The following is a 19,231-nucleotide window of genomic DNA, read 5'->3' on the forward strand; positions in this document are numbered from 1 at the left end:
TAAATTTATAATATACATTGTGTTTTTGTTATATTGGTGATAGTATGACTGTAATTCCAATAATGAAAGGTTGTGTTGGCTTGGTATCTTCTTTGTTGAAATCGATTGACAGCGCTATTCCACGGCCGGAATACCCGCGTCCAGACTGGCAGCGCGCCGATTGGCTCAATTTGAACGGGGCTTGGCAATTTCAGTTCGATACGGCTAATGAAGGGCGGAAGGGCAATTGGCAGGACAGGACAGATTTTGAAGAAACGATTACAGTTCCGTTCTCCTGGGCAAGCCCGCTATCAGGGATAGGAAGGGATGAGAAAGGAATTGGCTGGTACCGGCGTTCGTTGAACTGGAGCCCAGCTGAAGCAAATAGCAGACTATTCCTGCGGTTTGGAGCTGTCGATTATGCCTGCGAGATATGGATCAACGGAGTAGCTGCCGGCTCACATCGAGGCGGTTATGGCACCTTTGAATTCGACATCACCAACGTCTGGAATTGCGGTCAGGACAATGTCATCGTCGTACGCGTGGAGGATTTCGACGGGGATGATCAAGCGCGAGGCAAGCAAGGGTATGGTGAAATTCGCGGCATTTGGCAGCCGGTATGGCTCGAGGCCAGACCTCAAGCCTATGTAGCCAGTGCCAAGTTCCATACGTCCATGAACGGAACCGTAAAAGTTACGGCAGTGATCGAGTCGGCGCTGGAAGACGAAGCCGCTCATCTTCACTTTCATTTCGGTGGAACCGCAGTCCAGCATCAGCTGCCTCTGCAGCTCCAAGCCGGGCGTAATGAGATCGAGACCAGCTTTACGGTAGAGGAGCCACAGCTCTGGAGTCCTGAACATCCTCATTTATATGAAGGAGAGCTGCTGCTGACAGGAGAGTTCGGAACTGACACCATCAGCACCTACTTTGGCATTCGTGAGATTGGCACCGCCAAGCTCGGAGAGCGGGATTACCGGTGGATTACGTTAAACGGCAAGCCGATTTACTTAAACGGAACATTGGATCAATCCTATCATAGGACCGGCTATTTCACGTATCCGACCGACGAGGAAATGCACGAGGACATTTATTTGATGAAAAGGCTGGGGCTCAACTTCGTCCGTATTCACATTAAGCCAGAGGAGCCGCGTAAGCTGTATTGGGCAGACCGGCTCGGACTTCTGGTTATGGAGGATATGCCTTGCTTCTGGGGCAACCCGGATGAAACGGCTAGAGCGGCGTATGAAAGCGAAGCGGCAGAGACGATTCATCGGGACTATAATCATCCCAGCATTATTGCTTGGGTCATGTTCAATGAAACTTGGGGGCTGAAGACGGGAAGTGCCGCGACTGCACTGACGGGCGGCTCGCAGCCGAGCAGCTTCTTGCCGGAGACGCAGGAGTGGGTCAGACAGCAATATCGTTGGGCCAAGCAGCTCGATCCGACAAGAATCGTAGAGGATCACTCTCCTTGCAACAATGATCATGTGGAGACAGACATTAATACCTGGCATTTTTACATGAACGGCTATGAACAGGTTCGCACTCATTTAAATGAAGTTGTTAGTCAGACATTTGCCGGTTCGTCCTACAATTATATAGGCGGGAATACGCAATCGGATGCGCCGCTTATGAACAGCGAATGCGGCAACGTGTGGGGCATCGATGACGGCGGCGCCGGCGACAGCGATCTCGCTTGGCACTATCGCTATATGCTGAATGAGTTCCGGCGGCATGATAAGCTTTGCGGATTTGTGTTCACCGAATTCCGTGACGTAACGAATGAGTTCAATGGCTATTACCGCCTTGACGGTACTGATAAGCATTTCGGGTACGAGGCTTATGTGCCAGACATGACGCTGCGTGATTTGCATACGGCTGATTTTGTCGTCATCGATGCGCCGCCATGCCAGACGGTAAACGCCGGAGATACCGTATCGCTCAAGCTGCTTCGTTCCAGCTACTCGGACCAGTATCATGGACAAACCTTGTATATCTTATGGGAGTTGTGGCATGACAGATTGGGTACGAGAATCACCGACGGCCGCGGCTCATTCGGCGTTACTTGGTCAGACTATGGCGTTTCTGCACTGCCGGATCTTTGCTTGTCAATGCCTATGGAAGACGCAGCAGCTGTGCTGGCACTGCAGCTTGTCGACGCAAAGGGCAACATGATAACGCGGAACTTCACCACTTTCGACGTACGAAGCGGTGAGAAGGATGGACAGTACAGCTTGGATGGCGGATGGCTCAGCATTCCTGTCGCAGATTACTCCGATCATAGCTTCAACTATGAATGGAAGGTTCTCGGCGGGCATAAAGTGAATGGCGGCGAAGCGGGTAAATTCGTCTATGAGATCGTACTGCCGGAGTCCGATGGAGAGGGCGTGCTAAGCGAGATTGAAATCATGTTCGAGGCTAGCGCGAAGCGGATGCTGGCGCGCAATCGCGAAGGAGCAAAGATCCATCAGCATGGTATTGAATTCATGCATGGCGCCAATGCTAACGTAGAGTATAATCCGAATACGTATTATATGACTGATGAAGAGGTTCAAAGCTCAGACGTCTCCGTCGTTATTAATGGAATAACGGCAGGCGTATTCCGATTGGAGGATGATCCGGCCGACAGCCGTGGCATGTTGTCCTGGCACTATCAAGCGACGGAACGAAAGCTGGAGGAAGGCGGTTCCTACGGTTACCTTTGCAAAGCGGCCGTACCTTCAAGGCTCTTGGCGAAGCTTAACGAGACCAGGCGCTTTACGTTGGAGCTGCAATCGGGAGACGGAGGCTTAGCACTGTATGGACGCAATGCCGGACGATATCCGATCGATCTGCTTGTCCGATACCGTTGATTCATTAACGTAAAAGCAAATGGAATTGTCAGGAGGCTTCAAGCATCGCGCTTGAAGCTTTTTCCTTTCTCTATCGGCATGAAAGTAGGGTATACTTGTATTAGAGGGTTTGAGCAGGGTCTTGACTAACAAAAAGTAATCTGCTATATTATTTAGAATTTATAAGGTGATCTTTGCCGTTTAGCTAGTTAAAAAAAGTTGAGGAGTGAGCGTATTGGCAACCTATTATTTGGAACCATCCCGTACATTTAGCGAATTTCTGTTGATTCCCAACTTGACAACAAAGGACTGTACACCGAACAACGTCGATCTGAAAACACCGATCACGAAGTTTAAAAAAGGTGAAGAGCCAGCGATTTCTTTGAATATACCGTTCTCATCAGCGGTCATGCAGTCTGTCTCCGACCATAATATGGCGACTGCATTGGCTCGATGCGGCGGTATTTCTTTTATCTTCGGCTCGCAGTCGATTGAAGACCAGGCGTCAATGGTCCGCAAGGTTAAGGAATATAAAGCTGGTTTCGTCGTAAGCCGCTCCAACCTCAAACCTGACCAGACGCTGCAGGACGTACTCAATTTGAAAGAGGAGAATAGCCACTCCACGGTAGCGATTACCGAAGACGGCACCTCAAGCGGCAAGCTGCTCGGTATCGTAACGAGCAGAGATTACAGATTGAGCCGCGACTCGCTGGACAAGCCAATTAGTCAATTCATGACGCCGTTCTCTTCTCTTATCTATGGAACATCCGGCATTACGCTGCCAGAAGCGAATGATTTGATCTGGGAAAAGAAATTGAACTGCTTGCCTATCGTAGATGAGCATCAGCACTTGCAGCATCTTGTATTCCGCAAGGACTATGACGCAGACAAAGAAAATCCGCATGGATTGCTGGATACGAACAAATCCTATATTGTAGGCGCAGGTATTAATACGAAGGATTACAAAGAGAGAGTGCCTGCGCTTGTCGAGGCGGGCGTAGACATTCTCGTCATCGACTCCTCGGACGGCTATAGCGAATGGCAATACGAGACCGTCCAATATGTGAAAGAAAACTTTGATGTGAAAATCGGAGCTGGCAACGTGGTTGACCGCGAAGGTTTCCTCTATCTCGTGAAGTCCGGCGCTGATTTCGTCAAAGTCGGCATCGGCGGCGGCTCGATCTGCATTACGCGCGAGCAAAAAGGCATCGGGCGCGGTCAAGCCTCGGCACTGATGGAGGTCGCGGAAGCGAGAGAGCAATATTATAAAGAGACGGGCATTTATGTGCCGATCTGCTCCGACGGCGGTATCGTTCATGATTACCACATTACGCTGGCACTCGCGATGGGTGCGGATTTCGTCATGATGGGCCGTTACTTCGCCCGCTTTGATGAGAGCCCAACCAAGAAGCTTAAAGTCGGCAACAATTTCGTAAAAGAGTTCTGGGGCGAGGGCTCAAACCGCGCCCGCAACTGGCAGCGCTATGACACCGGCGGCAAGCAAGGACTTATTTTCGAAGAGGGCGTGGACTCCTACGTTCCTTATGCCGGCACGCTGAAGGAAAATCTCGATAAAACGATTCATAAAATGAAATCGACGATGTGCAACTGCGGCTCGACTTCCATTGAAGAACTGCAGCAGAATGCACGCATTACACTTGTCTCGGCGACCAGCCTTGTCGAAGGCGGAGCCCATGACGTTATTATGAAAGAAAATGGATTGTCTGCTGAATAAAAGATAAATTCCCTCCTAAGAAGCTGAATCTCTATGCGTAGAGATTCAGCTTCTTTTTGTTTTCTCAGCGCTTGAACCGGTCACTATTAAAGTATTGTTAATTGGGACAAATGTCCTTTCAGCCAACAGGGCTTTCATTGTTTAATAAAACTGCATCACAAATACATCAACAGGAGAGTGACGAGAAGGGCATGGAGCGATTAAAGAACCGGCGCCGGGAGTTTAGTGCAACTGTATATGTACTGAGCGAGAGCAGAGACAGCTTAATGTTCGTCAGGAGGAGGAAGCCCCCGTTTATAGGCAGTTTTTTGCCGCCAGGCGGGCATCTGGATGAGAATGAAACGCCTGACGAGGCAGCGCTGCGGGAGGTGCTGGAAGAGACCGGTTACCCGATCAAGCTCTTATCCGCTGCTCAGCATGAGCCGCTGGAGGACGTGGTAACAGCTTTGGCTGCACCCCTTGCCATTCAGCTTGAGCCTATTGATGATGAACACGACCATATCGATTTTATCTATTTGGGTCAAGTAACCGGTGATTCAGTCGAGCTTTCTGAAGAGGAAGAAGGGGGCGTCTGGTTGACTGTCGAGCAGCTGGATGAGCAGCCGATGCCGGAGTCAGTTCGAGCAGCGGCCAAACGAATTCTAGCCGGGGCGTTGAACAATTATTAACGGCTTGCATCTCTTCGTTTATTTCCAGGGCATAATGAGGGAAATCATGCACGGATACGAGGGATAAGGATGAATGACGGAATCATAGACAAGCTCAGACAGAAGCATAGCTGGTTAAACGATATGCTTGCCAATATGCCGCCTGAATGGCTGGGGCACTGGAACATAGTGAACATTCAGCTTCATGAGTCGGTTTGCGAGCAGGGGAGGATGCCGGATTACTTTTATGTCGTCCTGGAAGGCGAATTTAAAGTTCAGCACACGTTGGACGACGGACATTTAGTCATACTGGCCTATCTCTATCCCGGGGAATTAATCAGCGATATTGAGATCGCTCTCGATCGGCCTTACGTATGCTCGGTAGTCGCATCAACGAAAGGGACTATACTTGCCCTAAATACGGCTGTATACCGCAAGTGGATCGAAGCGGATCCCGGTTTTTTATTCATTTTGAATAGACAGCTGTCTAAAAAGCTCTATGAAGCCGGACAAAAGTCGATCGATCACATGTCGATGTCGCTTCGTCACCGATTAGCCCGTTATCTGTACAAGCAGCTCGAGCATTTTGATTTTAACGAGCATGTAGCTTGTATGATTGCCTTCTCACGAGAAAATATTGCGTTAGAGTGGGGTGTTTCGGTACGCAGCATTAATCGGGTGCTGAAGGATCTTAAGGATCGCAGAATGATTTTCGTCCAAAAAAATCAGATCATTTGCAATGAATGGAGCCGCTACTTGATAGAGAAAGAGCTAGAGGAGCTTGAGAACAAATAACATTAGGAGTGATTAGCTCATGTCCCAATTATCGAACCCGATGCAGCGCGGCCTGTCGCAAAAAAACATTTCGGCACGCCATATCGTTGCCATCGTCATTAGCGCATTAATTTACGGAGCGACGATCTATATTTCCCGGTACTTTCCTATTAAAATCGGTACGGTTCAAGCGATCTATCCGGCCGCTGTATTCGCTCCCCTGTTCGGAATTTGGTTTGGCCTATGGGGTTCGGCTGGACTGGTTGTCGGCAATGTCCTTTCCATGCTCGTAGTCGGCATGAATCCTGCCGTTTATCCGCTCGCACTATTAGCGCAATTTGCGATGGGCTTTATACCTGGCGTCATGTTCCGAAAAGTAAAGCTGGAGAGTGTGAAAGACCGCGTACATTTTATAGTGGTTGTTATCCTGGGTATGGTCGCGGGAACAGCACTTGTCGCGCTTAATCTCATTCTATTTCAAAAGGTTCCGGCTAATGTGGTATGGAGTACTGTCTGGGCTTGGATGCAGGTCAGCAATACGCTAACGGCAGCGATCCTTAGTCCGCTATTGTTCTCGTGGATGTCCGATTATATGAATAAGTCAGGGTTGTTTTTCAAACGGTTCTGGGGCTAAGAAGGGGAGAGATTAGATGCAGCTGTATTATCCTTCGAACTCAATCATTCATTACATGCATGGCTTCAGCAAAATACTAATTTTTGGCATTCTCTTGACGTTAATTCCTTTGTTCATGGAGCAGCCAATCAGTTTATTGCTTTTATTGTTTCTTTGCGCAGCATTGTTTTCTTATATCCGGCCGCCAAAAACCCATTTGCTGCTGCTGATCCCTGTCGGGCTGCTGGCCGTTATGATGAGCACGACCTATTTTTTTGCAGATATGGGCGGACAGGTATACTTGCATATGGACTTCGGCTATTGGATGTTTCAAATTTCTTCAGGCAATATTTTATTCGCGGTTACGTTTATTTTGCGAATGATGATTTGGTCGCTATTGTTTTTTATTTTATTATTCACTACTTCTCCAGAAGATTTGGTTATCGGGCTGAAAAGATTCGGTTTGCCTGAGTTTCTGACCTTGGCCGTATCGCTGGCTCTGCGTTATTGGAGCCTGATGATCTTTGATGTAAAAACGGTTATGGACGCTCAATATTGCCGCGGGGTTGATTTTCGCTCTGGCGGCCTGCTGACGCGAACCAAGCGATTTGCGAGCTTGCTGATCCCGGTATTATTCGTATTCTTGAAACGTTTCCGTACGACCAGCTTTGCGCTCACCTTGAAGGGCGTGGGAAGGAAAAATAAAAGAACGTACTATTACAATCCGCGCTTATCCGCTATAGACAGCTGGGCGATATCGTCGGCGGCACTATTGACTGCAGCTTGGCTGACGCTGCAATGGTTGTATAAACTTTAGACAAGGAGGCTGACTATGATCCGTTTTGACAATTACTCCTGCCGCTATGAATCGGGCAAAGAGCCTCTGCTGCATACGTTAAATCTGCAAATTAATCCGGGTGAATTCGTGTTTGTAACGGGGCCAAGCGGCGGCGGGAAATCGACATTATGCTTCTCCATTAATGGGCTGATCCCGAACGAAATGGAAGGCTCACTGTATGAGGGGAGCGTGACGGTAGACGGCATTAATGTTCAGCAAACGTTCCCGTATGACCTTGTATCGGTTGTCGGAACGGTGCTGCAGGACCCGGAATGGCAGCTCGTTCGAGGAACGGTGAAGGAAGAACTGACCTTTGCTTTGGAAAATATGGGCGTGCCCGTTGAAGAAATCGATCGCCGTTTGGCCCAAGTAGCCGAACAAGTGCAAATTAAACCGCTGCTCCTTCGCTCCTCTTTGGAGCTGTCCGGCGGGCAGAAGCAAAGGGTGGCCATCGCGGCTTGCCTGATGATGCAGCCGAAAGTAATCGTGCTTGATGAACCAACTGCCGAGCTGGATCCGATGGGGAAGGAGATGGTCATGGAGACGATATGCGAGCTGCATCGCGAGTGGGGCTACACGGTCGTATTTGTGGATCACAATCTTGACGTAACGCTACCGCATGCCAGCCGGGTCATCGTCGTCGCGAACGGGCGAATCATTGCCGATGCGCCTCCTTCACGACTATTTGATCAACAGGCTGTTCGTAAGCTGCTTCCTATGCCTCAGGTTGTACATCTGTCAAGACAGCTTGGCGTGCGCAGCCCAGACGGAGGCGATCCGCTAACGGTAGCGGAGCTTGAAGAGGAACTTGCTCGAAGGCTTGGAACCAGAGCACCTCTTGCCGGTACGAACAACGAGCAACTGATCCGTGATGAGCCTGCCCGCTCCGGCAAACCAATCATTGAACTCAAACAAGTAAGATTTAAGTATAAAAAGCATGATACCGACTTGACGATCAAACCGGTAGATTTGCGAATCATGCAAGGCGAGTTTACAGCCATTATCGGCCATAACGGGGCGGGCAAATCAACCTTGTGCAAGCTGATAACCGGGCTGTTGAAGCCCTCTAGCGGCGAAGTGCTTATACATGGCAAGCAGGCCAATTCCTATCAGGCCGAGCAGAGGGTCCGGCATGTCGGCTTTGTGTTTCAAAACCCGGACTTTCAGTTTGTCCGCCGAACGGTTTATGATGAAGTGGCATACGGCTTGCATATTCAGCGGTTGAAAGCGGAGGAAATTGACGTACGGGTAAGACAGGTAACGAAGCTGTTGAATATTGACAACTATTTGAATGAGCATCCGCATTTTCTAAGCAGGGGAGAACGGCGAAGAGTGGCGATAGCGTCTATTCTAGCGCTGGAACCAGAAGTGATTATACTCGACGAGCCCACAACGGGGCTGGATTCCTTGCGCTGCCAAGAGATGATGAGCTATATCCGGAAATTATGGCAGAAGGGGCATACGATTATTTTGCTTACCCATGATATGCGAGTGGTAGCCGACTATGTACCGAGAACGATCGTGATGTCGGGCGGGCAAATTCAATGGGATGCGCCAACCCGCGACATTTTCGCCAAAAAAGAAGAATTGCACCGTCATCAGATTACGCTTCCTCCGGTCGTCGAACTCTCCTATGCCTTGGGATGGTCTGTACCGTCGCTTACTTCAGAGGAGTTCATCGCTCATATGGACAGGGAAGAGGGAGTCATAGAGACGGCTGCTGAAGGAGTGCTCAGATGACGCAGCCATTTCTTATGATGATGCTGGGTGTCGGGAACGGGTTCTGCAAATCGACTTATCATAACAATGCTTTAATTGATGCAGAAGGACGGTTGTTTCTCATCGATTGCGGAGCGATGGCATGGCAAAGCCTGCATGAAATTGGTCTTGGCTTCGAGGATATTGAAGGCATATTTATTACCCATCTTCATTATGATCATTGCGGAGGGTTGGAAGAGGCAGCTCTATATGGCGCCTATGCGGCGAGGAGGAAGATGAAGCTGTGGCTTCCTGCTCCTTTACAAGGGGTCATATGGGAAAAGTATCTTAGCGGAACGCTGGAGAACAAATTGGAAGGTAAATTGTCACTGGACGACTATTTTGAAGTGCATTGGATCGAGGAGGGAGAGCGGTTTTCGTTCTCGGCCGGTTCGTCAGCCGGACTGACTGCCCGCTGGATGCAGACACGTCACGTGCCCGCCAAATTTAGCTGCTCAGTCATAATGAATAACCGTATTTTTTATAGCTCCGATATGCGGGCGGATAAAGAGCTGCTTTGTTCCTTGGCCGATCAGGGAATTGAGACCTTTTATCATGATACAAGCTTTACGCACAATCCCGTTCATGCCGGCTTTGAGGAGCTGTGCGGATATCCGGAAGAAATACGCAACCGTTTGTATTTGATGCATTATGGAGAGCTCCCGGCAGATAAGTTGGAACAGGAGCTCCAAGGTATGAAGCTGTTAAAGCAGCATGAATGGCTCTCTTGGTAGAGGGGATTTGGAAGATAGGGGAGGGGGATGGACTGATATGAGTGGAAAATTTCCTTTTGTAAGGTTGGCTTTTCCGGCTTGGTTCGAGCCCGTTATGGATAGGGTCTGGTTAAAAATGAAAGACGATTCTACCGGGCATGATTTTTTGCATGCAGTTCGTGTCATGGAGCTGGCTGTAGATATTGCAGCTGAGCTTGAGGCGGATCAGGGATTGGCAATGGCGGCTGGACTTCTGCATGATTATTACCGCAAGGAGGAAAAGCAAACGGGCCAGCTCCATTATGGACAGGAAGCGATAGAGGGGTTGCGTCACGAATTTGAATCCTTGCTGGTGCCTTATTTGAAGGAGGAGCGGTTCGAACGAATGCTGCAAGCGATATCGCGACATGAAGAGTATCCGTTTGCCGGCGGTGCCCAAAGGCCACCTTTGTCTGTCGACGAACAAATTCTGCAGGATGCGGACCGGATCGATGCCATTGGAGCTATTGGTATCGGGCGTACGTTTATGTTTGGCGGCGCGCACGGCTTGTCATTGGCAGACGATGAAGAATGGTCGGATCGTATATTCGATCCTGGGCAAAAACCGCATGGGTCCGTATACCGGCACTTCTATGAGAAATTGCTGCATCTATCCGATGGTATGCATACCGGACCAGGGAAGCGATTAGCTGACGAACGGCATCAATTTTTAGTCCATTTCGTTAGGCAGCTCGAATATGAATTGAAGCTGAATCGCTGCTAAATGACAGTGGGAGCTTTGACGGCTTTTTTTTGTACAAGGTAAATGAATCAGTCTTCTAATGATTGTAAAAAAGGTTGCGCAGCTACGTTCACTCGCTGCGCAACCTTTTCTTCAATAGAGAAGACGCTTAGCTAACAGCTGGTTATTTCAACAGCCACAAGGCAGGAACGTTGGATGGTTCCCAGCCAATCAGAGAAGTATGGGACTGTCTACACTCATAGACAGAGCCGCCGTAAGAAACCAAAGTGCCAACCGAATAAGCGGTATTCGGTGCCCAAGCAGGCGCAGTCGATGCGGATGCGGTCGTACCATTCACCGTACTGGCAGCTGATTGATTGCCAGCTGCATCTATCGCTCTAACGCTGAATGTATAAGTTGTACTTGCGCTAAGTCCGGTTACGGTATAAGAGGTCGCTGTGCCAGATGTCGTCGTTACGAGAGTCGAGCCGTTGTAGATGCGGTAACCGGTAACCCCAACATTATCAGTTGACGGGCTCCACATGAGCTGCAGGCTGGAAGAGGTTGGAGCACCCATGACATGCAAGCCTCCTGGTGCCGTAGGCGGTTGCGTATCATTGCCGACGATCGGGTTCGTCGTTACCGTTAACGCATTGCCGGCAGCCGATACATTACCTGCGGCATCAATTGCTCTGACGCTGAATGTATAGGCGGTATTGGCGGTAAGGCCGGTTGCCGTGTAAGTAAGGGTAGAGCCGGATACCTGGGCGATCTGGTTGGCTCCATTAAATATCCGATAGCCTGTGACTCCGACATTGTCGGTAGCGGCCCCCCATGAGAGCGCCACACTGGTGGTCGTTTTCGATGGAGAAGTCAGTGTTCCTGGTGCAGACGGCGCTGTCGTATCCACCGGGTTTGTGCCGCTAAAGTTTACGTCGATAACGTTATAGAAAGCGTTTGCAGTATCAGCTACTTCCCACACGGCCAGAATGACTTGATAGCCGGTGCGTGCGGGCACATTGCATGTATTGGAGTAAGTGAATGGCGGTTGTACTCCGCCGTAGTTGACTGAACAGAAAGGCGTTAAGTCAAAGGAATCACGGGTTAGGGCTGCGTTAGGATTCCATGTTGGCTTCGTGATGTAATATTTCCAGCTTGCTGTAGCGTGCGCGGCGGTCAGCTTCCAAGTGAAAGTGTTAGTGCCAGAGGAGATATTGACTTTGGACCAGCGGGTTGCCGACTGCTCATCAAGTTTAGGGAAAGCACCGTTGGCGCTCGCTATTTTACCGTCTGCAGGTCCGGCAGCAGGGAAGCCTTTTGGCGCTTCCAGGCTTTGCGGTTCGTAGATAATAGATCCGCAATCGGTATTTTGCCCCGATTTGCAAAGTGCGGCCCGGCTTGCTGGACCTTCCACATAACCGTGTGAGAAAGCGGCTTTTTCCGTAAGCATAAGCATGGAAATTACGGCAATGAGCAAGATGCCAAACAATTTGGGCACAGATACCTGATAAATTCGAAATGACGTCATAAATGAACCTCCTTCAAATTTTTTGGAACCAAATCGGCTAGACGGCAGCGCAACAAATCGTCGGATCAGGCTTATGTCAGATCATAGGCAAGCTCCTTTCCTAAAGATTTATATATAAACTCAAGAAGAGAGTTCATATCGAATCTCAAGGTCAACTGTATTCATTTGCTTTTAGGCTGCGGTATAGAAGAAAAAGGGTTCAACGTTTGAAGGAGAGAGGGAGGGAGTATGCTGAGATTTGCCAGACTAGGGTGCTGCTTACTCGTGATCAGCTGGAGGATCCATGCTTCGTTCGATTTCATTATATGGTAAAATTGTAAATTCCACTTGAGTCTTTTGGAGTGGAAAATCAAAAAAATGATTGGTTTTTGCAAATATAAGTCTCTAATGAGCAGAAAATCTTGTTTTTCCAGCGTTTTAGTTGCGGTTCAAACGCGGATGATTTCTTTGATGTCAGGATTATGTGAGTAATGGACAAGCAGACGGGCAGGCTTTCTGAATTATTTTAATAGGTATAAATAACTAATGAGGTTGAAAGAAAATTGAAGGATGTCGAAGAATGCGGCTGAAGAAATACAAGCGGCGACAGTAAAATGGGGGTTGGATAAAAGGGTATGTTATGGAGTATGGGGGGATTTTCCAAATATAGTGGAAGCGCATACATTTTTCGTAGTATTGCATCTTATAGCTTGGTCAGCTCTGTCTCTATAATGGGAATGTATGACATGGAAAGGAGGAGCTTTGCCAGTTAATTATGAAAGGCAGGTGAAGGCAACGGAATAAGAAAGACAGAAAACGTCGAAGTGAGACATCATGAATTGTAACCGCTATCATTAATTGATTTGGAAGGTTTACTGCATGTTCTCGCACCCTATTTTATTGAGGAGGTATATAATGCGCAACAAGAAGTATGTCGCATGGTCGCTGGCAGTGACCATGCTGATCTCAAGCCTGCTCCTATCGGCAGGTCCGTCAGCGCCCGTGCATGCAGCTGGCGGTGCCAATCTCGCTCTTGGCAAGACGATAACGGCAAGCGGACAATCTCAAAATTACAGCCCGAACAATGTGAAGGACAGTGATCAGAACACGTATTGGGAAAGCACGAATAATGCATTCCCGCAGTGGATTCAAGTCGATTTGGGTGCCAGTACAAGCATTGATCAGATCGTTCTGAAGCTGCCTGCAAGCTGGGGCTCCAGAACGCAAACGCTGGCCGTTCAAGGAAGCGCAAACGGATCTTCATATACAGATATTGTTGGATCGGCGGGTTATGCATTTAACACTGCTTCGAGCAATACAGTCACGATTAACTTTGCGGCAGCAAGTACGCGTTACGTTCGTTTGAACGTAACGGGCAATACCGAATGGCCAGCGGCTCAGCTGTCGGAATTTGAAATTTACGGCAGCGGCGGAACGACCCCTACGCCTAGTCCAACGCCTTCTGCACCAGGCACGTACCAAGCAGAATCTGCGGCGCTGTCTGGGGGAGCGAAAGTCAACACCGACCACACCGGATATTCGGGTACCGGATTTGTCGACGGCTATTGGGCACAGGGCGCAGCGACGACTTTTACGGTCAATGTACCTGCGGCAGGCAACTATGATGTGACATTGAAATACGCCAACAGCAGCGGCAGCGCAAAGACGCTAAGTCTGTATGCCAACGGAACGAAAGTCCGGCAAACCTCCTTGTCCAGCTTGGCGAACTGGGATACTTGGGGAACTAAAGTGGAGACCGTTAGTCTGAATGCCGGCAACAATACGATTGCCTATAGATATGATGCGGGCGATTCCGGCAATGTTAATTTGGATCAGATTACAGTAACGGCTAATACGTCGTCGACACCAACGCCAACACCGACGCCGACGCCGACGCCAACACCGACCCCAACGGCAACACCAACACCGACGACTACAGTGGCGCCGACACCAACGCCAACGCCTACTGTAACACCGACTCCAACGGTGACGCCAACAGCTGGGCCAGGCGGCAACATTGCGATTGGCAAAGCGATTACAGCTTCTTCAAGCACACAATCCTTCGTTGCAGCCAATGCAATCGATAACAACACCGATACTTATTGGGAAGGCGGCAGCAGCTCAAGCACGCTCACACTCGATCTGGGAGCCAATCATGACGTAACGTCGATTGTGCTGAAGCTCAACCCGTCCGCTGCGTGGTCAACACGTACACAGACGATTCAGGTGCTGGGCCACAATCAGAACACGACGAGCTTTAGCAATTTGGTAACTTCGCAATCCTATACGTTTAATCCGTCAACCGGCAATACAGTTACAATTCCGGTTACAGCTACAGTGAAACGGCTTCAATTGAGCATTACGTCCAATTCCGGAGCTCCGGGCGGACAAGTGGCGGAATTCCAAGTGTTTGGCACGCCATCTCCAAATCCGGATCTGACGATTACCGGCATTTCATGGTCGCCGTCTACGCCAATTGAGACGAATGCCATTACGCTGAACGCTACCGTGAAGAACATCGGCAATGCCGGTTCTCCAGCAACAACAGTCAATTTCTATCTGAATAATACACTGGCAGGCTCTGCTCCGGTAGGCGCGCTTGCGGCCGGTGCTGAAGCAGCGGTATCGCTCAATGTTGGAGAGAAGACGGCGGCGAATTATACAGTCAACGCCAAAGTCGATGAGAGCAATCTCATTATCGAGCAAAACAAGGTAAACAACAGTTATACTCATTTCGCTCCATTAACGGTTGCACCTGTTGCAAGCGCTGACCTGGTAGGAACGGTTTCATGGACTCCGAATACGCCAACAGCTAATAGCGCTGTGGCGTTTACGGTAAATCTTAAAAACCAAGGAAACATCGCTTCAGCCGGCGGTTCCCATGGTGTTACAGTTGTCTTGAAAAATGGGGCAGGGGCGACGATACAGACCTACAATGGGTCATATACCGGCACTCTGGCTGCTGGAGCTTCTGTTAATGTCAATATGGGTACATGGACTGCGGCAACGGGGAACTACAGCGTAACGGTAACGGTCGCTGCAGATGCCAACGAGCTTCCAATTAAACAGACGAATAACGTAAGTACGACAAGTCTGGTTGTCTATTCGGCACGTGGTGCAAGCATGCCTTACAGCCGCTATGATACGGACGATGCTACACGCGGAGGCGGTGCTGCTTTGCAGACTGCGCCAACCTTTGACCAAGCACTAACAGCTTCGGAAGCATCCGGTCAGCGTTATATAGCGCTTCCGTCTAACGGCTCGTATGCGCAATGGACTGTTCGTTCAGGCGAGGGCGGAGCGGGCGTTACGATGAGGTTTACGATGCCTGATTCGGCAAACGGCATGGGACTGAACGGTTCCCTTGATGTCTATGTCAATGGCGTCAAAGTGAAAACCGTATCCCTGACTTCTTACTATAGCTGGCAATATTTCAACAGTGATCATCCTGCCGATGCCCCTGGAGGCGGCCGGCCGCTATTCCGGTTTGATGAAGTTCACTGGAAGCTGGACACACCGCTACAAAGCGGAGACACGATTCGTATTCAGAAGGGTAATGGAGACAGTTTGGAATACGGCGTCGATTTCCTCGAAATCGAGCCTGTACCTGACGTAGTCCCACGTCCGGCCAACTCGGTATCCGTAACGGATTACGGCGCAATTGCCAATGACGGGAACGATGATCTTGCCGCTTTCGAAGCTGCTGTAACGGCAGCGGTTGCTTCCGGCAAAACACTCTATATTCCGGCAGGAACCTTCCATTTGGGCAACATGTGGAAAATCGGCTCGGTTAGCAATATGATTGACGATATTACGATTGTGGGCGCCGGCATCTGGCATACGAACATTCAATTTACGAATGCGAATGCGGCTTCTGGAGGCATATCATTCCGAGTTAAAGGGAAGTTGGATTTTAGCCATATTTATATGAATTCTAACTTGAGATCCCGTTATAATCAGGAGGCTATCTATAAAGCGTTCATGGACAATTTCGGTAAAAACTCCAAGGTGCATAACGTTTGGGTAGAGCATTTCGAATGCGGCTTCTGGGTCGGCGACTACGCTCATACTCCTGCGATTTATGCGGATGGGCTTGTGATCGAAAACAGCCGCGTGCGAAATAACCTTGCAGACGGCATCAACTTTGCGCAAGGAACGAGCAATTCGACCGTGCGCAACAGCAGCATCCGCAATAACGGTGATGACGGCCTCGCCGTATGGACAAGTAACGTCAACGGCGCTCCTGCAGGTGTGAACAATACGTTCTCCTTCAATACGATTGAGAACAACTGGCGCGCAGCAGCAATCGCCTTCTTTGGCGGTGGCGGTCACAAAGCGACTAACAATCTGATTGTCGATACCGTCGGAGGCTCCGGCATCCGGATGAACACCGTTTTCCCTGGACATCATTTCCAGAATAATACGGGCATTTTGTTCTCGGATACGACAATTATCAACAGCGGCACGAGCAAGGATCTGTACAACGGTGAACGTGGCGCAATCGACTTGGAGGCTTCCAACGACTCCATTAAAAACGTCACATTCTCTAACATCGATATTATTAACACCCAGCGCAGCGCCATCCAATTCGGCTACGGCGGCGGGTTCGAAAATATCGTGTTCAACAACATTAACATTAACGGCACGGGCTTAGACGGCATTGAAACCTCACGGTTTACGTCACCGCATAAAGGTGCAGCCATCTACACCTATACCGGTAACGGCTCTGCGACGTTCAATAATTTGACGACGAGCAATATCGCTAACCCGAATGTGAATTACATTCAAAATGGATTTATCGTGACGATTAATTAAGCAGCTTGTTGTAGTAGAGCCAAGGAGGCGTTCTTCGGAACGCCTTTTTGGTGTTCTAGGAGAGAGGTGCTCGCTGCGCGTTTTGGTTCATTCTGCCGTTCTTGATTCCATTGTCCCATCGCTTATACGATGTTAAATGGATTGAACCTTCGAAATGTCAGCCTGAACTCAAAACGCTCCGCTTACACTGGTGCGCTAAAGGTAATATACATAAAGTGTGAGTTAAAGGCAGTAAGCACCAGGTAATCAGCTAGGAGGGGTTACGCACCAAGTAATGAATAAAGGTAAATATACAGAGGTAGCTGCTATAAGGCAGCACACATTAGGCATTACACAGTACATAGGGTATGCGTATTGCAGTAAAGTAGCCGTAATCTCCAGTAGTGAATAGTTAGTTTAACAGAGCCTCAGCTAGCACCATTTTAGTACAATAATGTTCATTCTGCTTAACTGTGCCAGGTTTGTTTATAGGATTTGAATCAAAATGTAAAAGTGCAGTTTGTTAGCGGGTTTTTCGGCGATTTATGGCGTCAAAATGTAAAAGTGCAGGTTGATTGGGGCGAAAAGCTTAAATAAGTCGAAATTGAGCGATTTAGAATGTATTTTCGCATTTTGATAGTGATTTTGGGTCATTTTGGCCTTATCAAAATGCACATTTGCATTTTGATTCCTGTTCGGCTAAAAGTGATCATTCACGGATGCGTGTAATGCTTAAATTAGTTGGTCACATAAGATGCAGCCCCAGAGCTTTGGCGGCACGTAATTACTTTATGCAACAGTCCGAGAAGCGCCAGAAGAGAGTCTCACGCCGTGCTGCGAGACCACAGGAATGAAATTGTTCTTGCTTTTTTATTTCCGACTGTGATACTATGCTTTACAAACGTTCCGTTAGTAAACGGTACAAAACTACTACAATACATTAAATGAATAAGGATCTTCGGGGCAGGGTGAAACTCCTGACCGGCGGTAAACGTTCCTCGTTGAACGAAGCCCGCGACTCTCTGAGCCGACTACGGCAAGGGGACTGACTTGGTGCAAATCCAAGGCCGACGGTATAGTCCGGATGGAAGAAGATCACAAGTACTGATGCGGGCAAGCGCGTTTAATTTGACGCAGCTTCTGTACTCGCAGCTTTATTTGGGCAGCCCCGATTCGCGTGTTCGCGTGAATCGGGGCTTTTTTGGCGAACATGCAGCCACTGTATGTTGTGCCCGGTCCTTGATTCAGAAAGGTCAATCATTATGAGTCATTCATTTTCTGCACCACCGCTTGTTCGAACAAAACCCGTTCGTATGGAGTTTTGGCTAGTCGTAATCGGAGCCGCTCTTTGGGGCATCGATCCTGTGTTCCGCATTTTGCTGTTAAAGTCGCTCACTTCTACGCAAATCGTATTGCTTGAGCACTTGATTCTGTTTGCGGCTGCAGCACCCGTTCTCTGGAAAAACCGTGCCGATCTGCGCGGTACATCGCTTCGTCAGGTGGGGGCGCTGCTCTTTATTTCATGGGGCGGCTCGGCGCTAGCGACAATCCTCTTCACGCTGGGATTGGCGCATGGCAATCCCAATGCGGTGCTGCTGCTTCAGAAGCTTCAGCCGCTGTTCGCGATCGTATTGGCAAGAGTGCTGTTGAAGGAAGTGCTGCCGCGGTTTATCGGCCCGCTGTTCCTGGCAGCAGTCGCCGGCACCTATTTGCTCACCTTCGGCTTCTCGCTGCCGTTTGCCCATGTTAACGATTTGATGCAAATCGGCAGTCTGCTATCGCTTGGCGCAGCTCTGCTGTGGGGCGGCTCTACCGTAATGGGCCGTTACTTGCTAGGCACGATGAAGTATGAGACCGTCACCTCACTGCGTTTCGTCTTGGCGCTGCCGCTGCTGCTGGTCATAACAGCTTCCGAAGGCGCAATATGGAAGTTTCCAGCGGGTACAGGCGAGCAGTTCGCCGTACTGATCAACCTGCTGCTTCAGGCGTTATTGCCGGGTCTGCTTAGCCTGCTGCTCTACTACAAAGGGCTGAGTAAAATTAAAGCTTCCTACGCTACTTTAGCTGAGCTAAGCTTCCCGATGGTCGGCGTTTTGTTGAACTGGATTGCGTTCAAAGCGATCATTACGCCAGCACAATTGGCAGGCTTCCTGCTCATTTGGATCACCTTGTTTTTCATATCAAGACAGCAAGACAAGGAGCAGCCGCTCCAACAATAGCAATCTGCTAATTTGATATCTTCAAGTCCTCGCCGTTGCGCCAGCACGGCGTTTTTTTATGCCTGATTTTTTAAAGTTAAGCATCGCAAAGAGCAGCTCCTA

The 19,231-nt window shown here is 49.3% G+C and carries 12 protein-coding genes and 1 riboswitch; of the genes, 11 read left to right on the forward strand and 1 reads right to left on the reverse strand.

The annotated features are described in order from the left end of the window. The first annotated feature begins 80 nt into the window (after window positions 1-80). From IEX98_RS22935 to IEX98_RS22975, 9 genes are all read left to right on the forward strand, one after another. Complete coding sequence (locus IEX98_RS22935) at window positions 81-2,831, forward strand: glycoside hydrolase family 2 protein (protein WP_229692340.1); 2,751 nt, start codon at window positions 81-83, stop codon at window positions 2,829-2,831. 214 nt (window positions 2,832-3,045) lie between these two features. Next, the gene (locus IEX98_RS22940) at window positions 3,046-4,545 is read left to right on the forward strand and encodes an IMP dehydrogenase (RefSeq protein ID WP_188891883.1); all 1,500 of its coding nucleotides are present in this window, start codon (window positions 3,046-3,048) and stop codon (window positions 4,543-4,545) included. Window positions 4,546-4,736: 191 nt separating this feature from the next. After that, entirely contained in the window at window positions 4,737-5,213 is a 477-nt protein-coding gene (locus IEX98_RS22945) for an NUDIX hydrolase (protein WP_188891885.1), read from the forward strand. A 69-nt stretch (window positions 5,214-5,282) separates the two neighbouring features. After that, a complete protein-coding gene (locus IEX98_RS22950; RefSeq protein ID WP_188891887.1) occupies window positions 5,283-5,987 on the forward strand; it encodes a Crp/Fnr family transcriptional regulator in 705 nt (234 codons plus the stop codon). 19 nt (window positions 5,988-6,006) lie between these two features. Continuing rightward, entirely contained in the window at window positions 6,007-6,600 is a 594-nt protein-coding gene (locus IEX98_RS22955; protein ID WP_188891889.1) for a hypothetical protein, read from the forward strand. A gap of 16 nt (window positions 6,601-6,616) precedes the next feature. After that, window positions 6,617-7,396, forward strand: a complete 780-nt coding sequence (locus IEX98_RS22960) for an energy-coupling factor transporter transmembrane component T family protein (protein ID WP_188891891.1) — start codon at window positions 6,617-6,619, stop codon at window positions 7,394-7,396. A 15-nt stretch (window positions 7,397-7,411) separates the two neighbouring features. Next, on the forward strand, window positions 7,412-9,157 hold the full coding sequence (locus tag IEX98_RS22965; protein WP_188891893.1) for an ABC transporter ATP-binding protein: 1,746 nt from the start codon (window positions 7,412-7,414) through the stop codon (window positions 9,155-9,157). Continuing rightward, the gene (locus IEX98_RS22970) at window positions 9,154-9,909 is read left to right on the forward strand and encodes an MBL fold metallo-hydrolase (protein WP_188891895.1); all 756 of its coding nucleotides are present in this window, start codon (window positions 9,154-9,156) and stop codon (window positions 9,907-9,909) included. The genes IEX98_RS22965 and IEX98_RS22970 overlap by 4 nt, the downstream gene beginning before the upstream one ends. A 37-nt stretch (window positions 9,910-9,946) precedes the next feature. Continuing rightward, window positions 9,947-10,651, forward strand: a complete 705-nt coding sequence (locus IEX98_RS22975) for an HD domain-containing protein (RefSeq protein ID WP_188891897.1) — start codon at window positions 9,947-9,949, stop codon at window positions 10,649-10,651. Between the two features lie 142 nt (window positions 10,652-10,793). Here IEX98_RS22975 and IEX98_RS22980 read toward each other — a convergent pair whose 3' ends face one another. Continuing rightward, the gene (locus IEX98_RS22980; protein WP_188891899.1) at window positions 10,794-12,137 is read right to left on the reverse strand and encodes a lytic polysaccharide monooxygenase; all 1,344 of its coding nucleotides are present in this window, start codon (window positions 12,135-12,137) and stop codon (window positions 10,794-10,796) included. 894 nt (window positions 12,138-13,031) lie between these two features. On the opposite strand from IEX98_RS22980, the gene IEX98_RS22985 reads away from it, so the two are divergent. After that, window positions 13,032-16,931, forward strand: coding sequence for a discoidin domain-containing protein (locus IEX98_RS22985; RefSeq protein ID WP_188891902.1), 3,900 nt, complete (start codon window positions 13,032-13,034; stop codon window positions 16,929-16,931). 929 nt (window positions 16,932-17,860) lie between these two features. Continuing rightward, window positions 17,861-18,010: riboswitch (FMN riboswitch) on the forward strand. 162 nt (window positions 18,011-18,172) lie between these two features. Further along, window positions 18,173-19,129: a DMT family transporter gene (locus IEX98_RS22990; protein ID WP_188891904.1), complete on the forward strand. Its 957-nt coding sequence runs from the start codon at window positions 18,173-18,175 to the stop codon at window positions 19,127-19,129. Window positions 19,130-19,231: the final 102 nt, after the last annotated feature.

Source organism: Paenibacillus radicis (ex Gao et al. 2016), from assembly GCF_014641555.1.
Classification (GTDB): Bacteria; Bacillota; Bacilli; order Paenibacillales; family Paenibacillaceae; genus Pristimantibacillus; species Pristimantibacillus radicis.